This window comes from Micromonospora sp. NPDC005237, assembly GCF_040607775.1.
Classification (GTDB): domain Bacteria; phylum Actinomycetota; class Actinomycetes; order Mycobacteriales; family Micromonosporaceae; genus Micromonospora.
Map to the genome: position 1 here is coordinate 178,232 of NZ_JBEXHJ010000003.1, position 16,728 is coordinate 194,959.

Sequence of the window (16,728 nt, forward strand, 5' to 3'; positions counted from 1 at the left end):
GTCAACGCTCCCCGTGCGGCTCGTGCCCGTCGCGGGCGAACGGCACGATCAGCCTGGTGCGCTGGTCGTGCCGGTCGACCAGCAGCGCCCGGTCGGCGCGCGGCGTGTAGGCCAGGTCGTGCACCCCGAGGTGCAGGGCCAGCTCGGCGCCGGGCACGTTGAGCGCGACGAGGCAGGCGACGTCGTCGCGGTTCTGGGTGCCGCCGAGGTCGTCGGAGAGCCGCCGCAGGCCGCGCCACCAGCCGAGCAGGTGCACGCCCTGGGCGGGGCCGTGGCGCAGCAGCGTACGCAGGTCGTCCAGGCCGGAGCGGAACGTGACCGGGTCGGCCGCACCGAGGACCGGAGCGGCGGCGTCCATCCCGAACACCACCAGGTATTCGCGGCCGGCCGGCTCGGCGGCCAGCGTGGCGATCCGGTCGCGCAGCCCGGCCGCGTCGAGGCGGTGCACCGGGTGACCGGCGGCCCGCAGCGCGGCCTCGGTCTCGGCCGCGATCGGGTCGGCGGCGGTGACCAGGGAGGCCAACTGGAACCGGGCGTCGCCGGGGGTGTGTTGACGGGCCAGGCTCAGCGCGGCGGCGCGCAGCACGTCCGCGCCGGCCGGTGCGGTGCCCACCACGGCGAGGTGCCGGCCGGGGGTGGAGTCCATCAGGAACAGCGCCGTGGTGCCGTGCACGTCGACCGTCCGGCCGACCAGCGCCATGGGGCGTCGGCCACCGGGGCGCAGCCCGGCGAAGGTGGGATCGTCCTCGACGCGCGCCGCCTCGTACCCCTTGAAGACCGCCGGGGCCCGCGAGCCCGGCGGACGGGCCTGCCACAGCTCGTGGCGCAGCGCGGCGAGGTCGGCCGCGGCGGCGTGCGCGTCGGGGAAGCGCAGCACGGTGTCGGCGCCGACCGCGCCGGCGGCGGTGTTGACCACGGCGGAGCCGATCGGCAGGGCCGCGGCGGCGTCGTTGAGCTGGTCGAGGACACCGCCGCCGCCGGGCAGCGCCACGCGCAGCGCGAACTGCCCGAAGATCGCCTCGGCCCGACCGTAGAGGGCCTCGATGCCGGTCATGCTCTGACTGGCCAGCACCAGGTGGATGCCGTAGGAGCGGCCCTTGCGGGCCAACTCCTCCAGCAGGTCCACGGATTCGCGGGCCAGCGCGTCGTTGCCGGCGAGCAGCACGTGGAACTCGTCGATGACGGCCACGATGCGCGGCAGCGGATTGTCCCGTGGCAGGTCGGCGAGCTTGGTGACGCCGTGCCGCTTCAGCGCGGTGGCCCGGCGCTGTGCCTCCCGGCGCAGCTCGCGCAGCACGGCGAGGCCGTACTCGCGGTCGGATTCGATGCCGACGGCCCGGGCGTGCGGCAGCCAGGACGGATCACGCCCGGTGGGCACGAACTCGGTGAAGCTGACGCCCTCCTTGAAGTCGAGCAGGTAGAGCTGCAACTCGGCCGGCGAGTAGCGCGCGGCCAGCCCGTAGAGGACGTCGAGGAGGAAGACGGTCTTGCCGGCGCCGGTGCGCCCGCCGACCAGCCAGTGCGGGGTGGCGTCGTCGAAGGCGACCGTCAGCGCGGTGTCGAAGGCGACGGTCAGCGGAGTGTCGAAGGCGACCGTCAGCGGCGCGGGGCCGGCCCGGCCGACGACGGTGCGCAGCCCGTTGGCCGCGGACTCGGCCCAGCGCCGCTCGGGCAGCAGCGCGGCGAAGGGCAGCGCCTCGGCGCGGCGGGCGGCGGCGCCGAGGTGCTCGGCGAGCGCGCGGACCGAGGCCGGCGGCGGGTCGCCGTCGAGCAGCACCGGGGCGGCGAGACCGCTGCCGTCGACGCTGAACGGGACGCCGGGCGGGTCGCCGACGTGCGCGTACCCCTCGCTGATCCGGAGGGCGGTGGTGCTGCCCAGCGGCGGTGCGGTCTCGCCGGGCAGCCGGGACGGATGGCCGGCGAGGAGCACGCAGACGGCGGCGGCCGGGCCGGCGTGGGTGAGCGCGGCGAGCCGGGCCAGCTCGCGCGGCGGCGGGGCGGCGGTGGCGACCACCAGCAGCAACTGCCGGGTGGAGGGATCGGCGTGCTGGGCGGCGCGGGCGTGCCGTTCGGCGGCGGTCAGCAGGGCGGCCACCTCGGATTCGCTGGTGGCCGGCGGGTCGAGCACGCCGGCGTCGAGCAGCGGGCGCAGCGGGCCGAAGGTGGCGCCCAGCGCGGCGGTGTCGATGCCGGTGACCCGGACCCGACCGGGTGGCGCGGTCGCGACCAGCCGCAGCACCAGCGCCCGCAGCAGCGCGGCGACGCGCCCGTCCCGGGCGTCGGTGTCCAGTGCCAGGTGGTGGCCGCCGCCGAGCGGCAGCAGGACCGGGAAGCCGCCGTCCGGAGTGGACGCCTCGCCGATGCGCACCGCGGCCGGTGCGTCGGTCAGCGCGGTGGCGCCGGGGGTGGGGGTGGCCAGCGCGCCGCCGAGGCGCGCGAGTCGGGCCACGAGGTCGCCCCCGCCCGCCTGCGGCGGCGGAGCAGGCGCCGCGCCGAGCACGCCCCGGGCGGCATCCAGGTGTACGCGGGCCGCCCGGTGGGCGGTGACCGCCTGCCCGTACGCCGACGCGAGCCTGCCCACGCTCTGCCTCCCACGCCACGGCCGTCCGGTTCGCCGAAACCCTAACGGACAGCGGTGACACCGGGACAGTAGCGACCCGCGCTTTCGCGGCGGCCGACGCCGTGACACGCCCACAGCGCGCCGGGCCAGCGACGTTCACAGTTGTCGATTAGGTTGGCGGTGCGTACACCCGATGGAGGGAGTCCACCTCGTGCGACGAGTCCTCACGGCGGCCACCGCCGCCCTGACCCTCACCACCGCCGGCACCATGCTCACCGGCGCACCCGCCCCGGCCGCCCCGACGGGCTGGGGCCGGCCCGTCGTCTCGGTCGCGCCGCAACCCGGCGCTCCCGGCCTGGGCGACACCTACTACCCCGACTACGGCAACGGCGGCTACGACGTCTCGCACTACGACGTCCGGCTCCGCTACGACCCGGCCACCGACCGGCTCACCGGCACCACCACCATCCTCGCCACCGCGACACAGGACCTCTCGGCGTTCAACCTGGACTTCCTGCTCGACGTCGAGTCGGTGCGGGTCAACGGCTGGGAGGCCGGCACCGCCAGGGCGGGCACGCACGAGCTGGTGGTCACGCCAACCCGCACGATCACCCGGGGCCAGCAGCTCACCATCGTGGTGCGCTACGACGGCATCCCGTCGGAGACCCTGGTCGGCGGCTACACCGGTTGGACGCGCACCGACGACGGGGCGCTCGCGGTCAACGAGCCCGAGTCGGCGTGGTGGTGGTTCCCGAGCAACGACCACCCGCTGGACAAGGCCACCTTCGACATCTCCGTCTCGGTGCCCACCGGCGTCGAGGTGATCAGCAACGGCGTGCAGCCCCGTCCGCCAGCGGCCGAGGCCGGCAACCGCACCCGGTGGATCTGGCGGACCACCTCCCCCACCGCCACCTACCTGGCCTTCATGGCGATCGGTCAGTACGACATCGTCACCGACACCACGCCGGGCGGTCAGCCGGTGATCAACGCGTACAGCACCTCGCTGGGGGCGCTCGGGCCGGCCGCGCGGGCCAGCATCGAGCGGACCGGCGAGATCGTCGACTGGGAGAGCGGGATCTTCGGCCCGTACCCGTTCGAGGCGCGAGGTGGCGTGGCCGGGCCGGTGGACGGCATCGGCTTCGCCCTGGAGACGCAGACCCGCCCGGTGTACGGCCCGGGTTTCTGGCGTCGCGGCGCCAACACGTACGTGGTGGCCCACGAGAACGCCCACCAGTGGTTCGGTGACTCGGTCTCGGTGGCCGAGTGGCGCAACATCTGGCTCAACGAGGGCTTCGCCTCGTACGCCGAGTGGCTCTGGTCCGAGGAGCAGGACGAGGGCACCGCGCAGGAGGTCTTCGACTTCACCTACGCCAGCTACCCGGCCGACGACGAGTTCTGGCAGGTGCTGCCCGGTGACCCGGGCGCGGACCGGGTCTTCGACAACGCGGTCTACGACCGGGGCGCGATGACCCTGCACCAGCTCCGCCTGGCCGTCGGCGACGACGCGTTCTTCGCGATCCTGCCGGCGTGGACGGCCGAACACCGGTACGGCAACGGCACCATCGAAGAGTTCCAGGCCCTGGCTGAGCGCATCTCCGGTCTGGACCTGGACGAGCTGTTCACCACCTGGCTGTTCACCGCGGGCCGGCCCGACGTGGCCAGCGCCGCCCGCAAGGCCGCGCCGCCGGCCGAGCCCAAGTCGTGGACCAAAATCCGCGAGTCCCACGAGCTGCTGTCGCACTAGCGGCAGTCGTCACCCGCAAGGCCCGTCGCCCAGGCGGCGGGCCTTGCGGCGTTTCCCGCTGGTCCCGCCGGAGCGATCTCACCTGACGCAGCGTCCCCCGTCGCCCCTCCCCCACGCGTCCTTTGCTCTGCTTCAACGGACGCAACACCGGTTGTCCGACTATCGGACGGGCGGTGTTGCGTGGAGTGAAGCAGAGCAAAGGACGCGCGAGGGAGGCTGACCTCCGGGTCGGAGTCGTCGCCAGCGGCCGGATTCAGGCGGGCGGCTCAGGACGCCGGCGCCACCGGACGGCCCACGGTCGCCGGGGACCCGGCCGCCTCGGCCGTGCTCGCCTCGACGGCGCGGATGTGCCGGTAGGCGAACCACAGCGGCGGGAACGCCCCGACCGCGAAGGACAGGTCGATGAGTGTCCAGAACCACGGGATGTCCCGGATCGGGCCGCAGATCAGCGCCAGCGGAACGATCCCCGCGCAGGCGATCATGCCGACCTGCACCACCCAGACGTTGCGCACCGGGTCACGCAGCGGCCCCCAGAACGCCACTGCCAGCACCAGGTGGGCGAAGGCCAGCCAGTCGGTGCCGTAGAGCAGGAACGGGTAGTCCTGCCCCGCCGTCACGAGTCCGGTGTGGACCCGCTCGATCCAGTCGACCAGCGCCGGCATCTGGCCGGCGAGCGGGTCCAGCGCGCGCAGCAGCCAGCGCACCTCGATCTCCAGCGGGAAAGCGGTGGCACCGCTCAGGAAGAGGCCGATCAGCACGATCCACAGCCACCGACGCGTACGCCGCAACCGCTCCTCGATGTCCATGACCGCAGCGTAACGATGATCTTGGCGCCGGTTCGTCCCGCCAGCGGTGACCGCTGTCTCACCGGCGCCCGGCCGGCGTGCCAGGTACCTGTCACGCCGGCCGGACGGCTCCGGGAACTCCTCAGCGAACGGCGAGTCAGCGAACGGCGAGCGGCTGCGCGGCCGGGCCGACCGGCGCCGGCAGGGCACCGGCACCACCCAGGTAACCGTGGATCGCGGCGGCCGCCGCGCGCCCCTCGGCGATGGCCCACACGATCAGCGAGGCGCCCCGGTGCATGTCACCGGCGACGAACACGCCGTCGGCTGCGGTCTGCCAGTCGTCGCGGGCGTCGATCGCTCCCCGCGGGTTGCGGGTCACCCCGAACTGCTCCAGCAGCGGCTGCTGCTCGGTGCCCTCGAAACCGATCGCCAACAGCACCAGGTCCGCCGGCAGCTCCCGCTCGGAGCCCGGGACGACGGTGACCATCCGCCGGCCGTCGCGCTTCTCGACGGTCACCTCGGCGATCCGCACCGCGCGCACCTGACCGGCGCCGTCGTCCACGAACTCCTGCACGGCCACGGCGAAGACCCGCTCGCCACCCTCCTCGTGCGCCGGGTAGCTGCGCAGGATCCACGGCCAGGTCGGCCACGGGTCCCGGGCCTCGTCGCGCTCGTGCGGCGGCTGCGGGTACAGGTCGAGCTGGTGTACGCCTGCGGCGCCCTGCCGGTGGGCGACGCCGAGGCAGTCGGCCGCGGTGTCACCGCCACCGATGATCACCACGTGCTTGCCGGCCGCGTCGATCGGGGTGCCGTCCGGCAGCACCGCGCGGGCCGCCCGACCCTCGCCGGTGACCGCCACGCCAGGCCCGCCGCCGGCCGCCGTGGCGACCGCGCGATTCGCCGCGACCAGGTGCGCCATCGCCTGGTGTACGCCCCGCAGCGCCCGCCCCGGGGTCTCCGGGGTGTCCCGGCCCTGCAAGGCCCCGCAGGCCAGCAGCACCGCGTCGTGCTCGGCGCGCAACTGCTCGGCGGTGACGTCGACGCCGACGTTCACGCCGGTGCGGAAGCGCACCCCCTCGGCGGCGAGCTGCGCCAACCGGGCGTCGATGTGCCGCTTCTCCAACTTGAAGTCGGGGATGCCGTACCGGAGGAGGCCGCCGATCGCGTCGTCGCGCTCGTACACCGTCACGGCGTGACCGGCGCGGGCCAGTTGCTGGGCGGCGGCCAGGCCGGCGGGCCCGGAACCGACCACGGCGACCGACCGGCCCGACGGCGCCGGCACCGGGCGCGGGATGAACCCGCGCGCCGCGGCCGCGTCGGCGATCTCCACCTCGACCTGCTTGATGGTGACCGGCTGGCCGCCGGCGATACCCAGCACGCAGGCCGCCTCGCAGGGCGCCGGGCAGAGCCGGCCGGTGAACTCCGGGAAGTTGTTGGTGGCGTGCAACGACTCCACGGCGGCGTCCCAGTTGCCGGTGCGGACCAGGTCGTTCCAGTCCGGGATGCGATTGCCCAGCGGGCAGCCGTCGTGGCAGAACGGGATGCCGCAGTCCATGCATCGCGTGGCCTGCTCGCGGATGAGTTCCTCGCCGGCCGGCGGGTACACCTCCCGCCAGTCGCTGATCCGCACCGGCACCGGGCGGCGGGCCGGCAGCCGCCGGTCGTAGCGCAGGAAACCGTTCGGGTCAGGCACGTGCCACCTCCTGGGCAGCCACCCGCGGGGCGGGCGGCACCGGCATCGCCGGCACAGCGGGCGCGGTCAGTTCTGTCATGACCGCGTCGTCGACGTCGCGGCCGGCTGCTTCGGCGGCCCGCATGATCTCCAGCACCCGGCGGTAGTCGCGGGGTACCACCGCGGTGAACTCGGACACCGCCTCCGGCCAGCGCTTGAGCAGCTCCTCGGCGACCGCCGACCCGGTCTCGGCCACGTGTCGCTGCACCAGTTCGTGCAGCAGCGTCTGCTCCTGCTCGCCCAGCGGCGCCAGGTCGACCAGTTCCGTGTTGACCCGCGCGGTGTCCAACAGGTGCACGAACGCCGTCCCGCCGGACATGCCGGCGGCGAAGTTGCGGCCGGTCGCGCCGAGCACCACCACCGTGCCGCCGGTCATGTACTCGCAGCCGTGGTCGCCGACGCCCTCTACGACGGCGACCGCGCCGGAGTTGCGGACCGCGAACCGCTCCCCCACCCGGCCGCGCAGGAAGACCTCGCCCGACGTGGCCCCGTACAGGATGGTGTTGCCGGCGATGATCTGATCCTCCGCGCGCTGCCCCGGCTCGGCGTCGGGGTCGAGGAACGGCGCGGCGGCGTCCGGACGGACGATGAGCCGGCCCCCGGAGAGGCCCTTGCCCACGTAGTCGTTGGCGTCGCCGTGCAGACGCAGCGTCACCCCGCGCGGCAGGAACGCGCCGAACGACTGCCCGGCGGTGCCGTGCAGCACGAACTCGACGGTGTCGTCCGGAAGGCCGCCCCCGCCGAAGCGGCGGGTCACCTCGCCGCCGAGCATCGCGCCGACGCTGCGGTGCTCGTTGCGCACCGCGACCTCGACGCGGACCGGCGCACCCTCGGACAGCGCCGGCCGGGCGAGCGCGATCAGCTCGTTGTCCAGAGCGTGCTCCAGGCCGTGGTCCTGGGCGCGCACCCCGCGGCGGGCAGCGCCGGCGGGCAGTTCCGGCAGGTGCAGGACGGGTGCCAGGTCGAGCCCGTGGGCCTTCCAGTGCGACACCGCCGGGGCCACGTCGAGCAGTTCGGTCTGCCCGATGGCCTCCTCGATGGACCGGAAGCCCAGCTCGGCCAGGTACCCCCGAACCTCCTCGGCGAGGAACCGGAAGAAGTTCTCCACGAACTCCGGCGTGCCCGTGTACCGCTCGCGCAGCACCGGGTTCTGGGTGGCGATGCCGACCGGGCAGGTGTCCAGGTGACAGACCCGCATCATCACGCAGCCCGAGACGATCAGCGGCGCGGTCGCGAAGCCGAACTCCTCCGCGCCGAGCAGCGCCGCGATCAGCACGTCCCGGCCGGTCTTGAGCTGGCCGTCGACCTGCACGGTGACCCGGTCGCGCAGCTTGTTGAGCAGCAGCGTCTGCTGCGCCTCGGCCAGCCCCAACTCCCACGGGGTGCCGGCGTGCTTGAGCGAGTTCATCGGGGACGCGCCCGTGCCGCCGTCGTGGCCGGAGATCAGGATGACGTCGGCCTTGAGCTTGGCCACACCGGCGGCGACAGTGCCCACACCCACCTCGCTGACCAGCTTGACGTGCACCCGGGCGGCCGGGTTGACGCACTTCAGGTCGTGCACGAGCTGGGCCAGGTCCTCGATGGAGTAGATGTCGTGGTGCGGCGGCGGCGAGATCAGGCCGACGCCGGGAGTGGCGTGCCGGGTCCGGGCGATCCACGGCCAGACCTTGTTGCCGGGCAGCTGGCCGCCCTCGCCGGGCTTCGCGCCCTGGGCCATCTTGATCTGCAGGTCGTCGGCGTTGACCAGGTATTCGCTGGTGACACCGAACCGGCCGCTGGCGATCTGCTTGACCGAGGAGCGCCGCAGCGGGTCGTGCAGCCGATCGACGTCCTCGCCGCCCTCGCCGGTGTTGGACTTGCCGCCGAGGCGGTTCATCGCGATGGCGAGCGTCTCGTGCGCCTCGGCCGAGATCGAGCCGTACGACATGGCGCCGGTGGCGAACCGCTTGACGATCTCGGTGGCCGGCTCGACCTCCTCGATCGGCACCGCCGGGCGGACCCCGGTGCGCAGGGTGAACAGCCCGCGCAGCGAGCCGGCCTGCGCGGCCAGCGCGTCGACCTTGGCCGTGTACTGGCGGAAGACGTCGTACTGCCGGCTGCGGGTGGCGTGCTGGAGCAGGAAGACCGTCTCCGGGTTGAACAGGTGCAGCTCACCCTCGCGGCGCCACTGGTACTCGCCGCCGACCTCCAGCCGGTCGGAGCCGACGGTGCCGGCCGGCGGCCAGGCCAGCGCGTGCCGGGCGGCCACCTCGGCGTGCACACCGGCCAGCCCGACGCCGCCGATCCGGCTCGGGGTGCCCCGGAAGTAGCGGTCGACCAGCCGGGTGTCCAGCCCGACCGCCTCGAAGACCTGCGCACCGCAGTACGACGAGACCGTCGAGATACCCATCTTCGACATGATCTTGAGGACGCCCTTGCCGAGCGCCTTGGCGTAGTTGCGCACCGCGGCCGCGGGCTGCACGCCGGCCAGCGTGCCCGTGGTGATCATGTCCTCCACGGACTCGAACGCCAGGTACGGGTTGACCGCCGCCGCGCCGTACCCGATCAGGACCGCCGCGTGGTGCACCTCCCGGCAGTCGCCGGACTCCACGATCAACGCCGCCTGGGTGCGCGTCTGCTCCCGCACCAGGTGCTGGTGCACGGCGGCGGTGAGCAGCAGCGACGGGATCGGCGCGAGATCGGCGTTGGAGTCCCGGTCGGAGAGCACCAGGATGCGGACGCCGTCCTCGATGGCCTCGGAGACGTGCCGGCAGATCTCGATCAGTCGCGCCTTGATCCCGGCGGCGCCCTCGCGGATGCGGTACAGCCCGGAGACCCGCACCGCCTTGAAGCCGGGCAGGTCGCCGTCCTCGTCGATGGAGAGGATCTTCGCCAGCTCGTCGTTGTCGATGATCGGGTGCGGCAGCACGATCTGCCGGCAGCTCGCCGCGCCCGGGTCGAGCAGGTTGCCCTCCGGCCCGATCGTCGACGCCAGGCTGGTCACCAGTTCCTCGCGGATGGCGTCCAGCGGCGGGTTGGTGACCTGGGCGAAGAGCTGGTGGAAGTAGTCGTAGAGCAGCCGCGGCCGGGTGGACAGCGGCGAGATCGGGGTGTCCGTGCCCATCGAGCCCAGCGGCTCGGCGCCGGTACGGGCCATCGGCGCGAGCAGGACCTTCAGCTCCTCCTCGGTGTAGCCGAAGGTCTGCTGGCGGCGGCGCACCGAGTCGTGGGTGTAGACGGTGTGCTCACGGGGCGGCAGGTCGTCCAGCTCGATCAGCCCGGCGTGCAGCCACTCGCCGTACGGCTGCGCGGCGGCCAACTCGGACTTGATCTCGTCGTCGTGCACGATCCGCCCGGCCACGGTGTCGACCAGGAACATCCGGCCCGGCTGGAGTCGCCCCTTCGCGACCACGTGGGCGGGGTCGAGGTCGAGCACGCCCGCCTCGGAGCCGAGCACCACGAGGCCGTCGTCGGTCTGCCACCAGCGCCCCGGGCGCAGCCCGTTGCGGTCCAGCACCGCGCCGACGATCTCGCCGTCGGTGAAGGCCACCGACGCCGGACCGTCCCACGGCTCCATGAGGCTGGCGTGAAAGCGGTAGAAGGCACGCTTGGCCGGATCCATCCCGGGGTCGTTCTCCCAGGCCTCGGGGATCATCATGAGGACCGCGTGCGGCAGGCTTCGCCCGGCCAGGTGCAGCAGCTCCAGAACCTCGTCGAAGTTCGCCGAGTCGGAGGCGGCGGGGGTGCAGACCGGGAAGACCCGCCGGATGTTGCCCGGCACGTTCGGCGAGCGCAGGAGCGCCTCGCGGGCCTGCATCCAGTTGCGGTTGCCCCGGATCGTGTTGATCTCGCCGTTGTGGGCGATGAACCGGTACGGGTGCGCCAGCGGCCAGGACGGGAAGGTGTTGGTGGAGAAGCGGGAGTGCACCAGCGCGATCGCGCTCTCCACCCGCTCGTCACGCAGGTCGGGGTAGAACGCCGGCAGCTGGTCGGGCGTCAGCATGCCCTTGTAGACCATGGTGCGGCTGGACAGCGACGGGAAGTACGCCGGCACGCCCCGCTCGGCGGTCTCCCGCTCGGCCTGCTTGCGCAGGCAGAAGGCCACCCGGTCCAGGTCGATGCCGCTCAGGGCGGAACCGGCCGGCCCGGCGGGCGAGTCGGTGAGGCGGTGGGCGGCCACGAAGACCTGCCGCACCCGGGGCATGGCCGCCAGGGCGGTGTCGCCGAGCCCCTGCGGCTCGATCGGCACGTCCCGCCAGCCGAGCAGGTCCGCGCCCTCGACCAGCGCGTACTTCTCGACCACCCGGCGGGCACGGGCCTCGGCAGCGTCGTCGTCGGGCAGGAACACCAGGCCCGTGGCGTACTCGCCGGCCGGTGGCAGCGTGACGTCGGCGACCGCGCGCAGGAACGCGTCCGGGACCTGGATCATGATGCCCGCGCCGTCGCCGGTGTTGGGCTCCGCGCCCCGGGCACCCCGGTGGTCCAGGCGGCAGAGCGCACCGAGCCCGTTGGCGACGACCGCGTGGGACCGTCGGCCGTGCATGTCCGCCACGAAGGCCACCCCGCAGGCGTCGTGCTCCTGCGCCGGGTCGTAGAGGCCCTGGGCGGGCGGATGGGGGCCGGGCGTCGGGGACGCCTGCGGGCTGTGCGGGTGCGGCTGTGTCATGTCCGCGTACGGCTGAGCCACCGGGCCTCCTGTCGTCACTCAGGTTGGATCATGGTGGGGACGACGTCGGCCCGTGGGTCTGTTGAGTCTACGTTAGGGCTGGGGGCACAAGGCCACTCAAGATTGATCACACCGTCCAGAGTCTGGGACGTGTAGTCTCGCGCGGTGGATTCGGTGCACAAGGACATCTTCGACCGGTTGGAACGCTTCTACGACGCCGTGCCCCGCGACGTCGCCGGCGCCGAGGAGCACGGCGGGTTGGTGCTGTTCGTCCGCGAGGGTGCCGGTTGGCCGTTCTACGCCCGGCCCCGGATCGGCGCCACCGAGGCGCCGTCCCTGGCCGACGTGAGCTCGGTGCGGGAGCGCCAGCGGGAGCTGGGCCTTCCGGAGGCCTTCGAGTGGGTGCACGAGACGACCCCGGAGCTGCTGGCGGTGGCCCGCTCGGCGGGGCTGAACGTGCTGGAGGCCCCGCTGATGGTCCTCGACGAGACCGCGCTGCCCGACCCGGCGACGCTGTCCGACGTACCGGTGCGGGTGCTGGCGGCGGACTCGCCCGACTTCGCCGCCGACGTGGCCGCCCGGCGGGCGGTGGCGGCCGTGGCGTTCGGCGCCGCCGGCACCGCGACCGGCCCGGCCGGGCCGGCCGAGCGCGACGCGGCGGTCACCGAGTTGGAGCTCGCCGCGCTGGATGAGGAGCGGGCCCGGATCGCCGACGGCCGGCGGATCTCCGCGCTGGCCGGGACGCCGACCGAGGGCGCGCTGGCCAGCGGCATGGCGATGCGGGTGGACGACGTCGCGGAGATCGCCGGGGTAGCCACCCTGCCGGCCGCGCGCCGTCGCGGTATGGGCGCCGCGCTGACCGCCACCCTCGCCCGCGAACTGCTCGCCGCCGGCACCGACCTCGTCTTCCTCTCCGCGGGCAGCGAGGAGATCGCACGGGTCTACCTGCGGGTCGGCTTCCGCCGCATCGGCACCGCCTGCATCGCCGAACCCGCCGCCCTGATCCCCTGAACCGCGCGGTTTCCCAGAGCCACGCGGTTTCGCAGAGCAACGCGGACGGTCAGGCCGGCGGACGCCACTGGGCCGCGGAGGCGGCGGCGCTGGAGAGCAGCCGCGAGTTGATGGTGCCGAGCGCGGCGTCGCGGGCGCGCAGCGCCAACCGGCCCCGGGTCTGGAGCACCGCCGACATGCGCCGGGTCTGGCGGACCACTGTCGCCGCCCGGGGACGGCGCACCCGGTCGTACGTCTGCACGGCGTCAGGCAGGCGGGCCTCGCGCAGCAGCGAGGCGAGCGTCGCGGCGTCCTCGAAGGCGAGGCAGGCGCCCTGGCCGAGGTGCGGCGGCATGGCGTGCGCCGCGTCGCCGAGCAGCACCACCCCGCCCGGCCCGACTCCGAAGCCGTAGGCGCGGGGCAACGGGCGCAGCTCACGGACCTCCTGCTGCACCAGGTCGCTCGGGTCGGTGGCGTCGAGCAGCGCGGCGATCGGCGCCGGCCAGCCGGCATACCAGCGGCGCAGGAGGGCGAGCTGGGTCTCCGGCGGCTCGGGGCGGGGAGCGCCGGCGGCGGTGGCCACCCAGTAGATGCCACCCCGACTGGAACCGCCCGAGGAGCCACGCTCGCCCAGCGAGGCGGCCACGAACCGGTAGCCCGCGCCGAGAACCTCGCCGGCGATCGGCTGGTCGGCGGGCAGCCGGGGCGCCCGGTACCAGGGGATGACAGCCCGCCAGGCCGCGCAGCCGGAGCTGACCACGCCGGACTCGGGGGCCAGTTGGCGACGGATGACGCTGTCCGTGCCGTCCGCGGCGACCACCAGGTCGGCCTCGATGGTGTGCCGTCCGTCGCTCACACCCGGGCGTTCGCCCGGCTCGACGCGAACGTGGCGCACGGTCACCCCGGTACGCAGCTCGACCCGGTCACCGAGGCCGGCGATCAACGCGTCGTGCAGATCCTCCCGGTGCACCACCACCGGCATCCGGTCGGCCGGCGTCGGCCGGGGTTGCACCAGCCAGTGCCCGTCCGGGCGGCGGACCCCACCGTCGGGCAGCGGGGTGGCGATGGCGGCCAGACCGGCACCGAGGCCGAGGGCCTGCAACGCGCGGACGCCGTTGGGCCAGAGCACCACGGCGGTCGGCTCGGGGCGGACCCGCTCGGCGCGGTCCAGCAGGGTGACCTGCCAACCGGACCGGGCCAGCGCGCCGGCGACCGCGAGGCCTCCGACCCCGGCGCCGACCACCACCGCGCTTCGCATCGGTGCCGCCCCCGCTCAGCTGTCCCGGTCGGCGGGGCGTACGCCGGCGGCATCGGCCCGGTCCTCGTCGCGCGCCTCGCGCGGGTCATCCGCCGGCCCGTCGGCGCGGGCGCTGGCTGCCTCGCCGTCGGTCGCCTCGTCGTCGAGCGGCTCGGCGCCCTCGGGGCGTACGTCGTCGGCCGCCTCCGGCGGCGCCACGCCGGTGTTCCGCCAGGTGTCGTACTGCTCCTCGCTGACCACCCGGTAGCCCTCCGGGGCGGCGGCGCGCGCGCCGGTCTGGCCTTCGGAGACGTCGACCTGGGACAGGCCGGACGTGGTGGGCGGCGTGGGGGTGGCGGCCGGGCCGATCGGGATCAGGTACTCCCGGGGGCCGCGGACCCGCACGAAGTAGATCAACGCGCCGAGGAAGACCAGGGCGGCCGTCCAGACGTTGAGCCGTACGCCGAAGATCTGGTTCGCCTCGTCGGTGCGCATCAGCTCGATCCAGAACCGGCCGGCGGTGTAGCCCATCACGTACAGCGCGAACGCCCGGCCCCGCCCGAGCCGCAACCGCCGGTCCAGGATGAGGACCAGCGCGACCACGCCCAGGTTCCACAGCGCCTCGTAGAGGAACGTCGGGTGGTAGAGGCCGGGTTCGAGGATCGGCTGCCCGGCGTCGTCCCGCAGCGCGTGCCCCGGGTTGTCCGGGTCCATCCGGTGGATCTCCAGGCCCCACGGCAGCGTCGTGCGGCCACCGAACAGCTCGTTGTTGAACCAGTTGCCGAGCCGCCCGACGGCCTGGGCCAGCGGCAGCCCGGGCGCGAGCGCGTCGGCCACCACGCTGAACGGGATGCCCAGCTGGCGGGCGGCGATCCACACGCCGATCGCCCCACCGGCGACGGCGCCCCAGATGCCGAGACCGCCCTCCCAGATGGCGAACGCCTTCATCGGCTCGCCACCGGCGCCGAAGTACTTCTCCGGAGAGGTGATCACGTGGTAGATCCGGGCACCGATGATGCCGGTCGGCACGGCCCAGACGGCGATGTCGAGCACCGCGCCGGGCGCGACGCCGCGCTGACGCAGACGGCGTTCGGTCACCCAGCAGGCCAGCACGATGCCGGCGATGATGCACAGCGCGTACGCCCGGATCGGGACCGGCCCGAGCTGCCATACCGCGGTGCTGGGACTGGGCAGGGCCGCCTGGGGGGACAGCGAGGCGATGGTCACGGGTGCACACGCTACCGCTGCGCACCCCCGCAGCGGCACCCCGGGCCGCCGTGCGCGGATCCCGATGACTTCTGGTTTGCGCCGCCGTACGCTCTTTGTCCATGAGCGCGCTCACCTGGGCGGTCGCCGCGGTCGTCACCGACGCCGCCGGCCGGGTGCTGCTCTGCCGCCAGGGCCGGGGCCAGCGCCGGTACGCGTTGCCCGGCGGCCGGCTGCGCCCGGCGGAGAGCCCGGTGCGGGCGGCGCTGCGCGACATCCGTGCCGAGACCGGCTGGGAGATCGACCTGGTCGACCTGGTGGGCGTCTACCACGTCGACGGCCCGACGACGCACACGCGAGCCGGGCGGGCCGGCCCGCTGCCGGACATCCTGGTGCACGTGTTCCGCGCGCGTGTCGTCGAGGCCCGGCCGAGCGCCGACCCACCGCCGGGCTGCCGGCCGTCCTGGCACGCCCCCGGGGTGCTACCCGAGGCCGTCACCCCGCTCACCCGGGCGGCCGTCACCGACGGGCTCGCCGGCCGCTCCGGCGTCCTGCGCCGCGTCTCCTGGGCGCTCGACACCGTCACCCCCACGCCGCCGGGCCGCCCCACGGGGGAGGGCCAACCTGCCGCGCCGGCCGGGCCGATCGCGGATCGCGATGAGCGATCGGGGGCCGGTCAGCCGCCGGAGCAACGCGGCGAGCCGGCAGTGGACCCGTCCCTTCTGCCCTGACTCCGCACTGCCGGTAATCCCACTGCCTGACGCCGCGCTCGCCCCGGCCCGGGCCAGCGGGGGTCGCGGGTCGTTGATGCCTGCGCCACGGGGAGCACACGCGCCGCAGAGCCGTATACCTGTGAGTCATAAGAATGACTCACAGGTATACGGCTGTTCAGCGAAAGGCAGGCCCGGCGCTCATGCCGTCCGTCGCACCGGCCGGCCGAACGAAACCACCGGCCAGCCGAACGGGACCAGCGGTGCAGCGCCCAGCGGCCCGAAGGGCCGGCGTCCGGGCCCGGGGGCCGAGGTCAGCGCGCGGGGTTGCGGACGCCCTCGGCGAGTTCGGCGCTGAGGGTGCGCAGCGCGGCCAGCCCCTCGGCCTCCGAGGAGGCGTCGAGCACGCAGCGGACGAGCGCGCTGCCGACGATCACCCCGTCGGCGTACCCGGCGACGGTGCTGGCCTGCGCTCCGGTGCCCACGCCCAGGCCGACACCGACCGGCAGGTCGGTGACCGCGCGAACCCGCGAGACCAACGTGGGGGCGGCGTCGGACGTCCGCGCCCGAGCGCCGGTCACCCCCATCACGGCGGTGGCGTAGACGAAGCCCCGGCAGTTGTCCACGGTCATCGCCACCCGGGCGTCGGTGGACGACGGCGACACCAGGAAGGTGCGGTCCAGGCCGTGCGCGTCCGAGGCGGCCAGCCACTCGGCAGCCTCGTCGGGGATGAGGTCCGGCGTGATCAGGCCGGTGCCGCCGGCGGCGGCGAGGTCGCGGGCGAACACGTCCACGCCGTACCGCTCGATGGGGTTCCAGTAGGTCATCGTGACGACTGGCGCGCCGGTCGCCGCGACCGCCTCGATGATGCGCAGCGTGTCGGAGGTCCGGACGCCGCCGGCCAGCGCGATGTCACTGGCCTTCTGGATGACCGGGCCGTCCATCACCGGATCCGAGTACGGAATCTCCACCTCGATGACGTCGACGCCGGCCTCGACCATCGCCGTCATGGCCGCGATGCTGCCCTCGACGGTCGGGAACCCGGCCGGCATACAGCCGACCAGCACGGCCCGCCCGTCGGCCCGGGCCTTGTCGAAGGCCACCCCGATGCGGCTCATC

10 protein-coding genes are annotated in these 16,728 nt (G+C 74.2%); 3 read left to right on the forward strand and 7 right to left on the reverse strand.

The window, feature by feature from the left end; genetic code table 11:
* Nucleotide 1: 1 nt before the first annotated feature.
* The gene (locus ABZT87_RS09685) at nucleotides 2–2,581 is read right to left on the reverse strand and encodes an FtsK/SpoIIIE domain-containing protein (protein WP_355134815.1); all 2,580 of its coding nucleotides are present in this window, start codon (nucleotides 2,579–2,581) and stop codon (nucleotides 2–4) included.
* A 190-nt stretch (nucleotides 2,582–2,771) separates the two neighbouring features.
* Here ABZT87_RS09685 and ABZT87_RS09690 point away from each other — a divergent pair, with 190 nt between their 5' ends.
* The gene (locus tag ABZT87_RS09690; RefSeq protein WP_355134817.1) at nucleotides 2,772–4,304 is read left to right on the forward strand and encodes a M1 family metallopeptidase; all 1,533 of its coding nucleotides are present in this window, start codon (nucleotides 2,772–2,774) and stop codon (nucleotides 4,302–4,304) included.
* 266 nt (nucleotides 4,305–4,570) lie between these two features.
* On the opposite strand, the gene ABZT87_RS09695 is transcribed toward ABZT87_RS09690, so the two are convergent.
* The 3 genes from ABZT87_RS09695 to gltB form a co-directional block, all read right to left on the reverse strand.
* Nucleotides 4,571–5,110 (reverse strand): hypothetical protein, encoded by a 540-nt coding sequence (locus tag ABZT87_RS09695; RefSeq protein ID WP_354863216.1) that lies wholly within the window; start codon nucleotides 5,108–5,110, stop codon nucleotides 4,571–4,573.
* Nucleotides 5,111–5,246: 136 nt separating this feature from the next.
* On the reverse strand, nucleotides 5,247–6,782 hold the full coding sequence (locus ABZT87_RS09700; protein ID WP_355134819.1) for a glutamate synthase subunit beta: 1,536 nt from the start codon (nucleotides 6,780–6,782) through the stop codon (nucleotides 5,247–5,249).
* Nucleotides 6,775–11,466 (reverse strand): glutamate synthase large subunit, encoded by a 4,692-nt coding sequence (gene gltB, locus ABZT87_RS09705; protein ID WP_355135380.1) that lies wholly within the window; start codon nucleotides 11,464–11,466, stop codon nucleotides 6,775–6,777. Before gltB ends, ABZT87_RS09700 begins: the two co-directional genes overlap by 8 nt.
* A 174-nt stretch (nucleotides 11,467–11,640) precedes the next feature.
* Between gltB and ABZT87_RS09710 the strand changes: the two genes are divergently transcribed.
* On the forward strand, nucleotides 11,641–12,477 hold the full coding sequence (locus ABZT87_RS09710; RefSeq protein WP_355135382.1) for a GNAT family N-acetyltransferase: 837 nt from the start codon (nucleotides 11,641–11,643) through the stop codon (nucleotides 12,475–12,477).
* A gap of 49 nt (nucleotides 12,478–12,526) precedes the next feature.
* Here the strand turns inward: ABZT87_RS09710 and ABZT87_RS09715 are convergent, their stop codons facing one another.
* Complete coding sequence (locus ABZT87_RS09715; RefSeq protein ID WP_234587996.1) at nucleotides 12,527–13,714, reverse strand: FAD-dependent monooxygenase; 1,188 nt, start codon at nucleotides 13,712–13,714, stop codon at nucleotides 12,527–12,529.
* Between the two features lie 15 nt (nucleotides 13,715–13,729).
* Nucleotides 13,730–14,920 (reverse strand): prolipoprotein diacylglyceryl transferase, encoded by a 1,191-nt coding sequence (lgt, locus tag ABZT87_RS09720; RefSeq protein ID WP_355134821.1) that lies wholly within the window; start codon nucleotides 14,918–14,920, stop codon nucleotides 13,730–13,732.
* A 101-nt stretch (nucleotides 14,921–15,021) separates the two neighbouring features.
* On the opposite strand from lgt, the gene ABZT87_RS09725 reads away from it, so the two are divergent.
* A complete protein-coding gene (locus ABZT87_RS09725) occupies nucleotides 15,022–15,630 on the forward strand; it encodes an NUDIX hydrolase (RefSeq protein ID WP_355134823.1) in 609 nt (202 codons plus the stop codon).
* Nucleotides 15,631–15,923: 293 nt separating this feature from the next.
* Here ABZT87_RS09725 and trpA read toward each other — a convergent pair whose 3' ends face one another.
* A complete protein-coding gene (trpA, locus tag ABZT87_RS09730; RefSeq protein ID WP_354856177.1) occupies nucleotides 15,924–16,727 on the reverse strand; it encodes a tryptophan synthase subunit alpha in 804 nt (267 codons plus the stop codon).
* Nucleotide 16,728 lies beyond the last annotated feature (1 nt).

Bases quoted from the DNA above. Each gene is read 5' to 3' on its own strand.
- ABZT87_RS09715 (WP_234587996.1), bottom strand. From the start codon at position 13,714: ATGCGAAGCGCGGTGGTGGTCGGCGCCGGGGTCGGAGGCCTCGCGGTC.
- ABZT87_RS09695 (WP_354863216.1), bottom strand. From the start codon at position 5,110: ATGGACATCGAGGAGCGGTTGCGGCGTACGCGTCGGTGGCTGTGGATC.
- gltB (WP_355135380.1), bottom strand. From the start codon at position 11,466: ATGACACAGCCGCACCCGCACAGCCCGCAGGCGTCCCCGACGCCCGGC.
- ABZT87_RS09725 (WP_355134823.1), top strand. From the start codon at position 15,022: ATGAGCGCGCTCACCTGGGCGGTCGCCGCGGTCGTCACCGACGCCGCC.
- trpA (WP_354856177.1), bottom strand. From the start codon at position 16,727: ATGAGCCGCATCGGGGTGGCCTTCGACAAGGCCCGGGCCGACGGGCGG.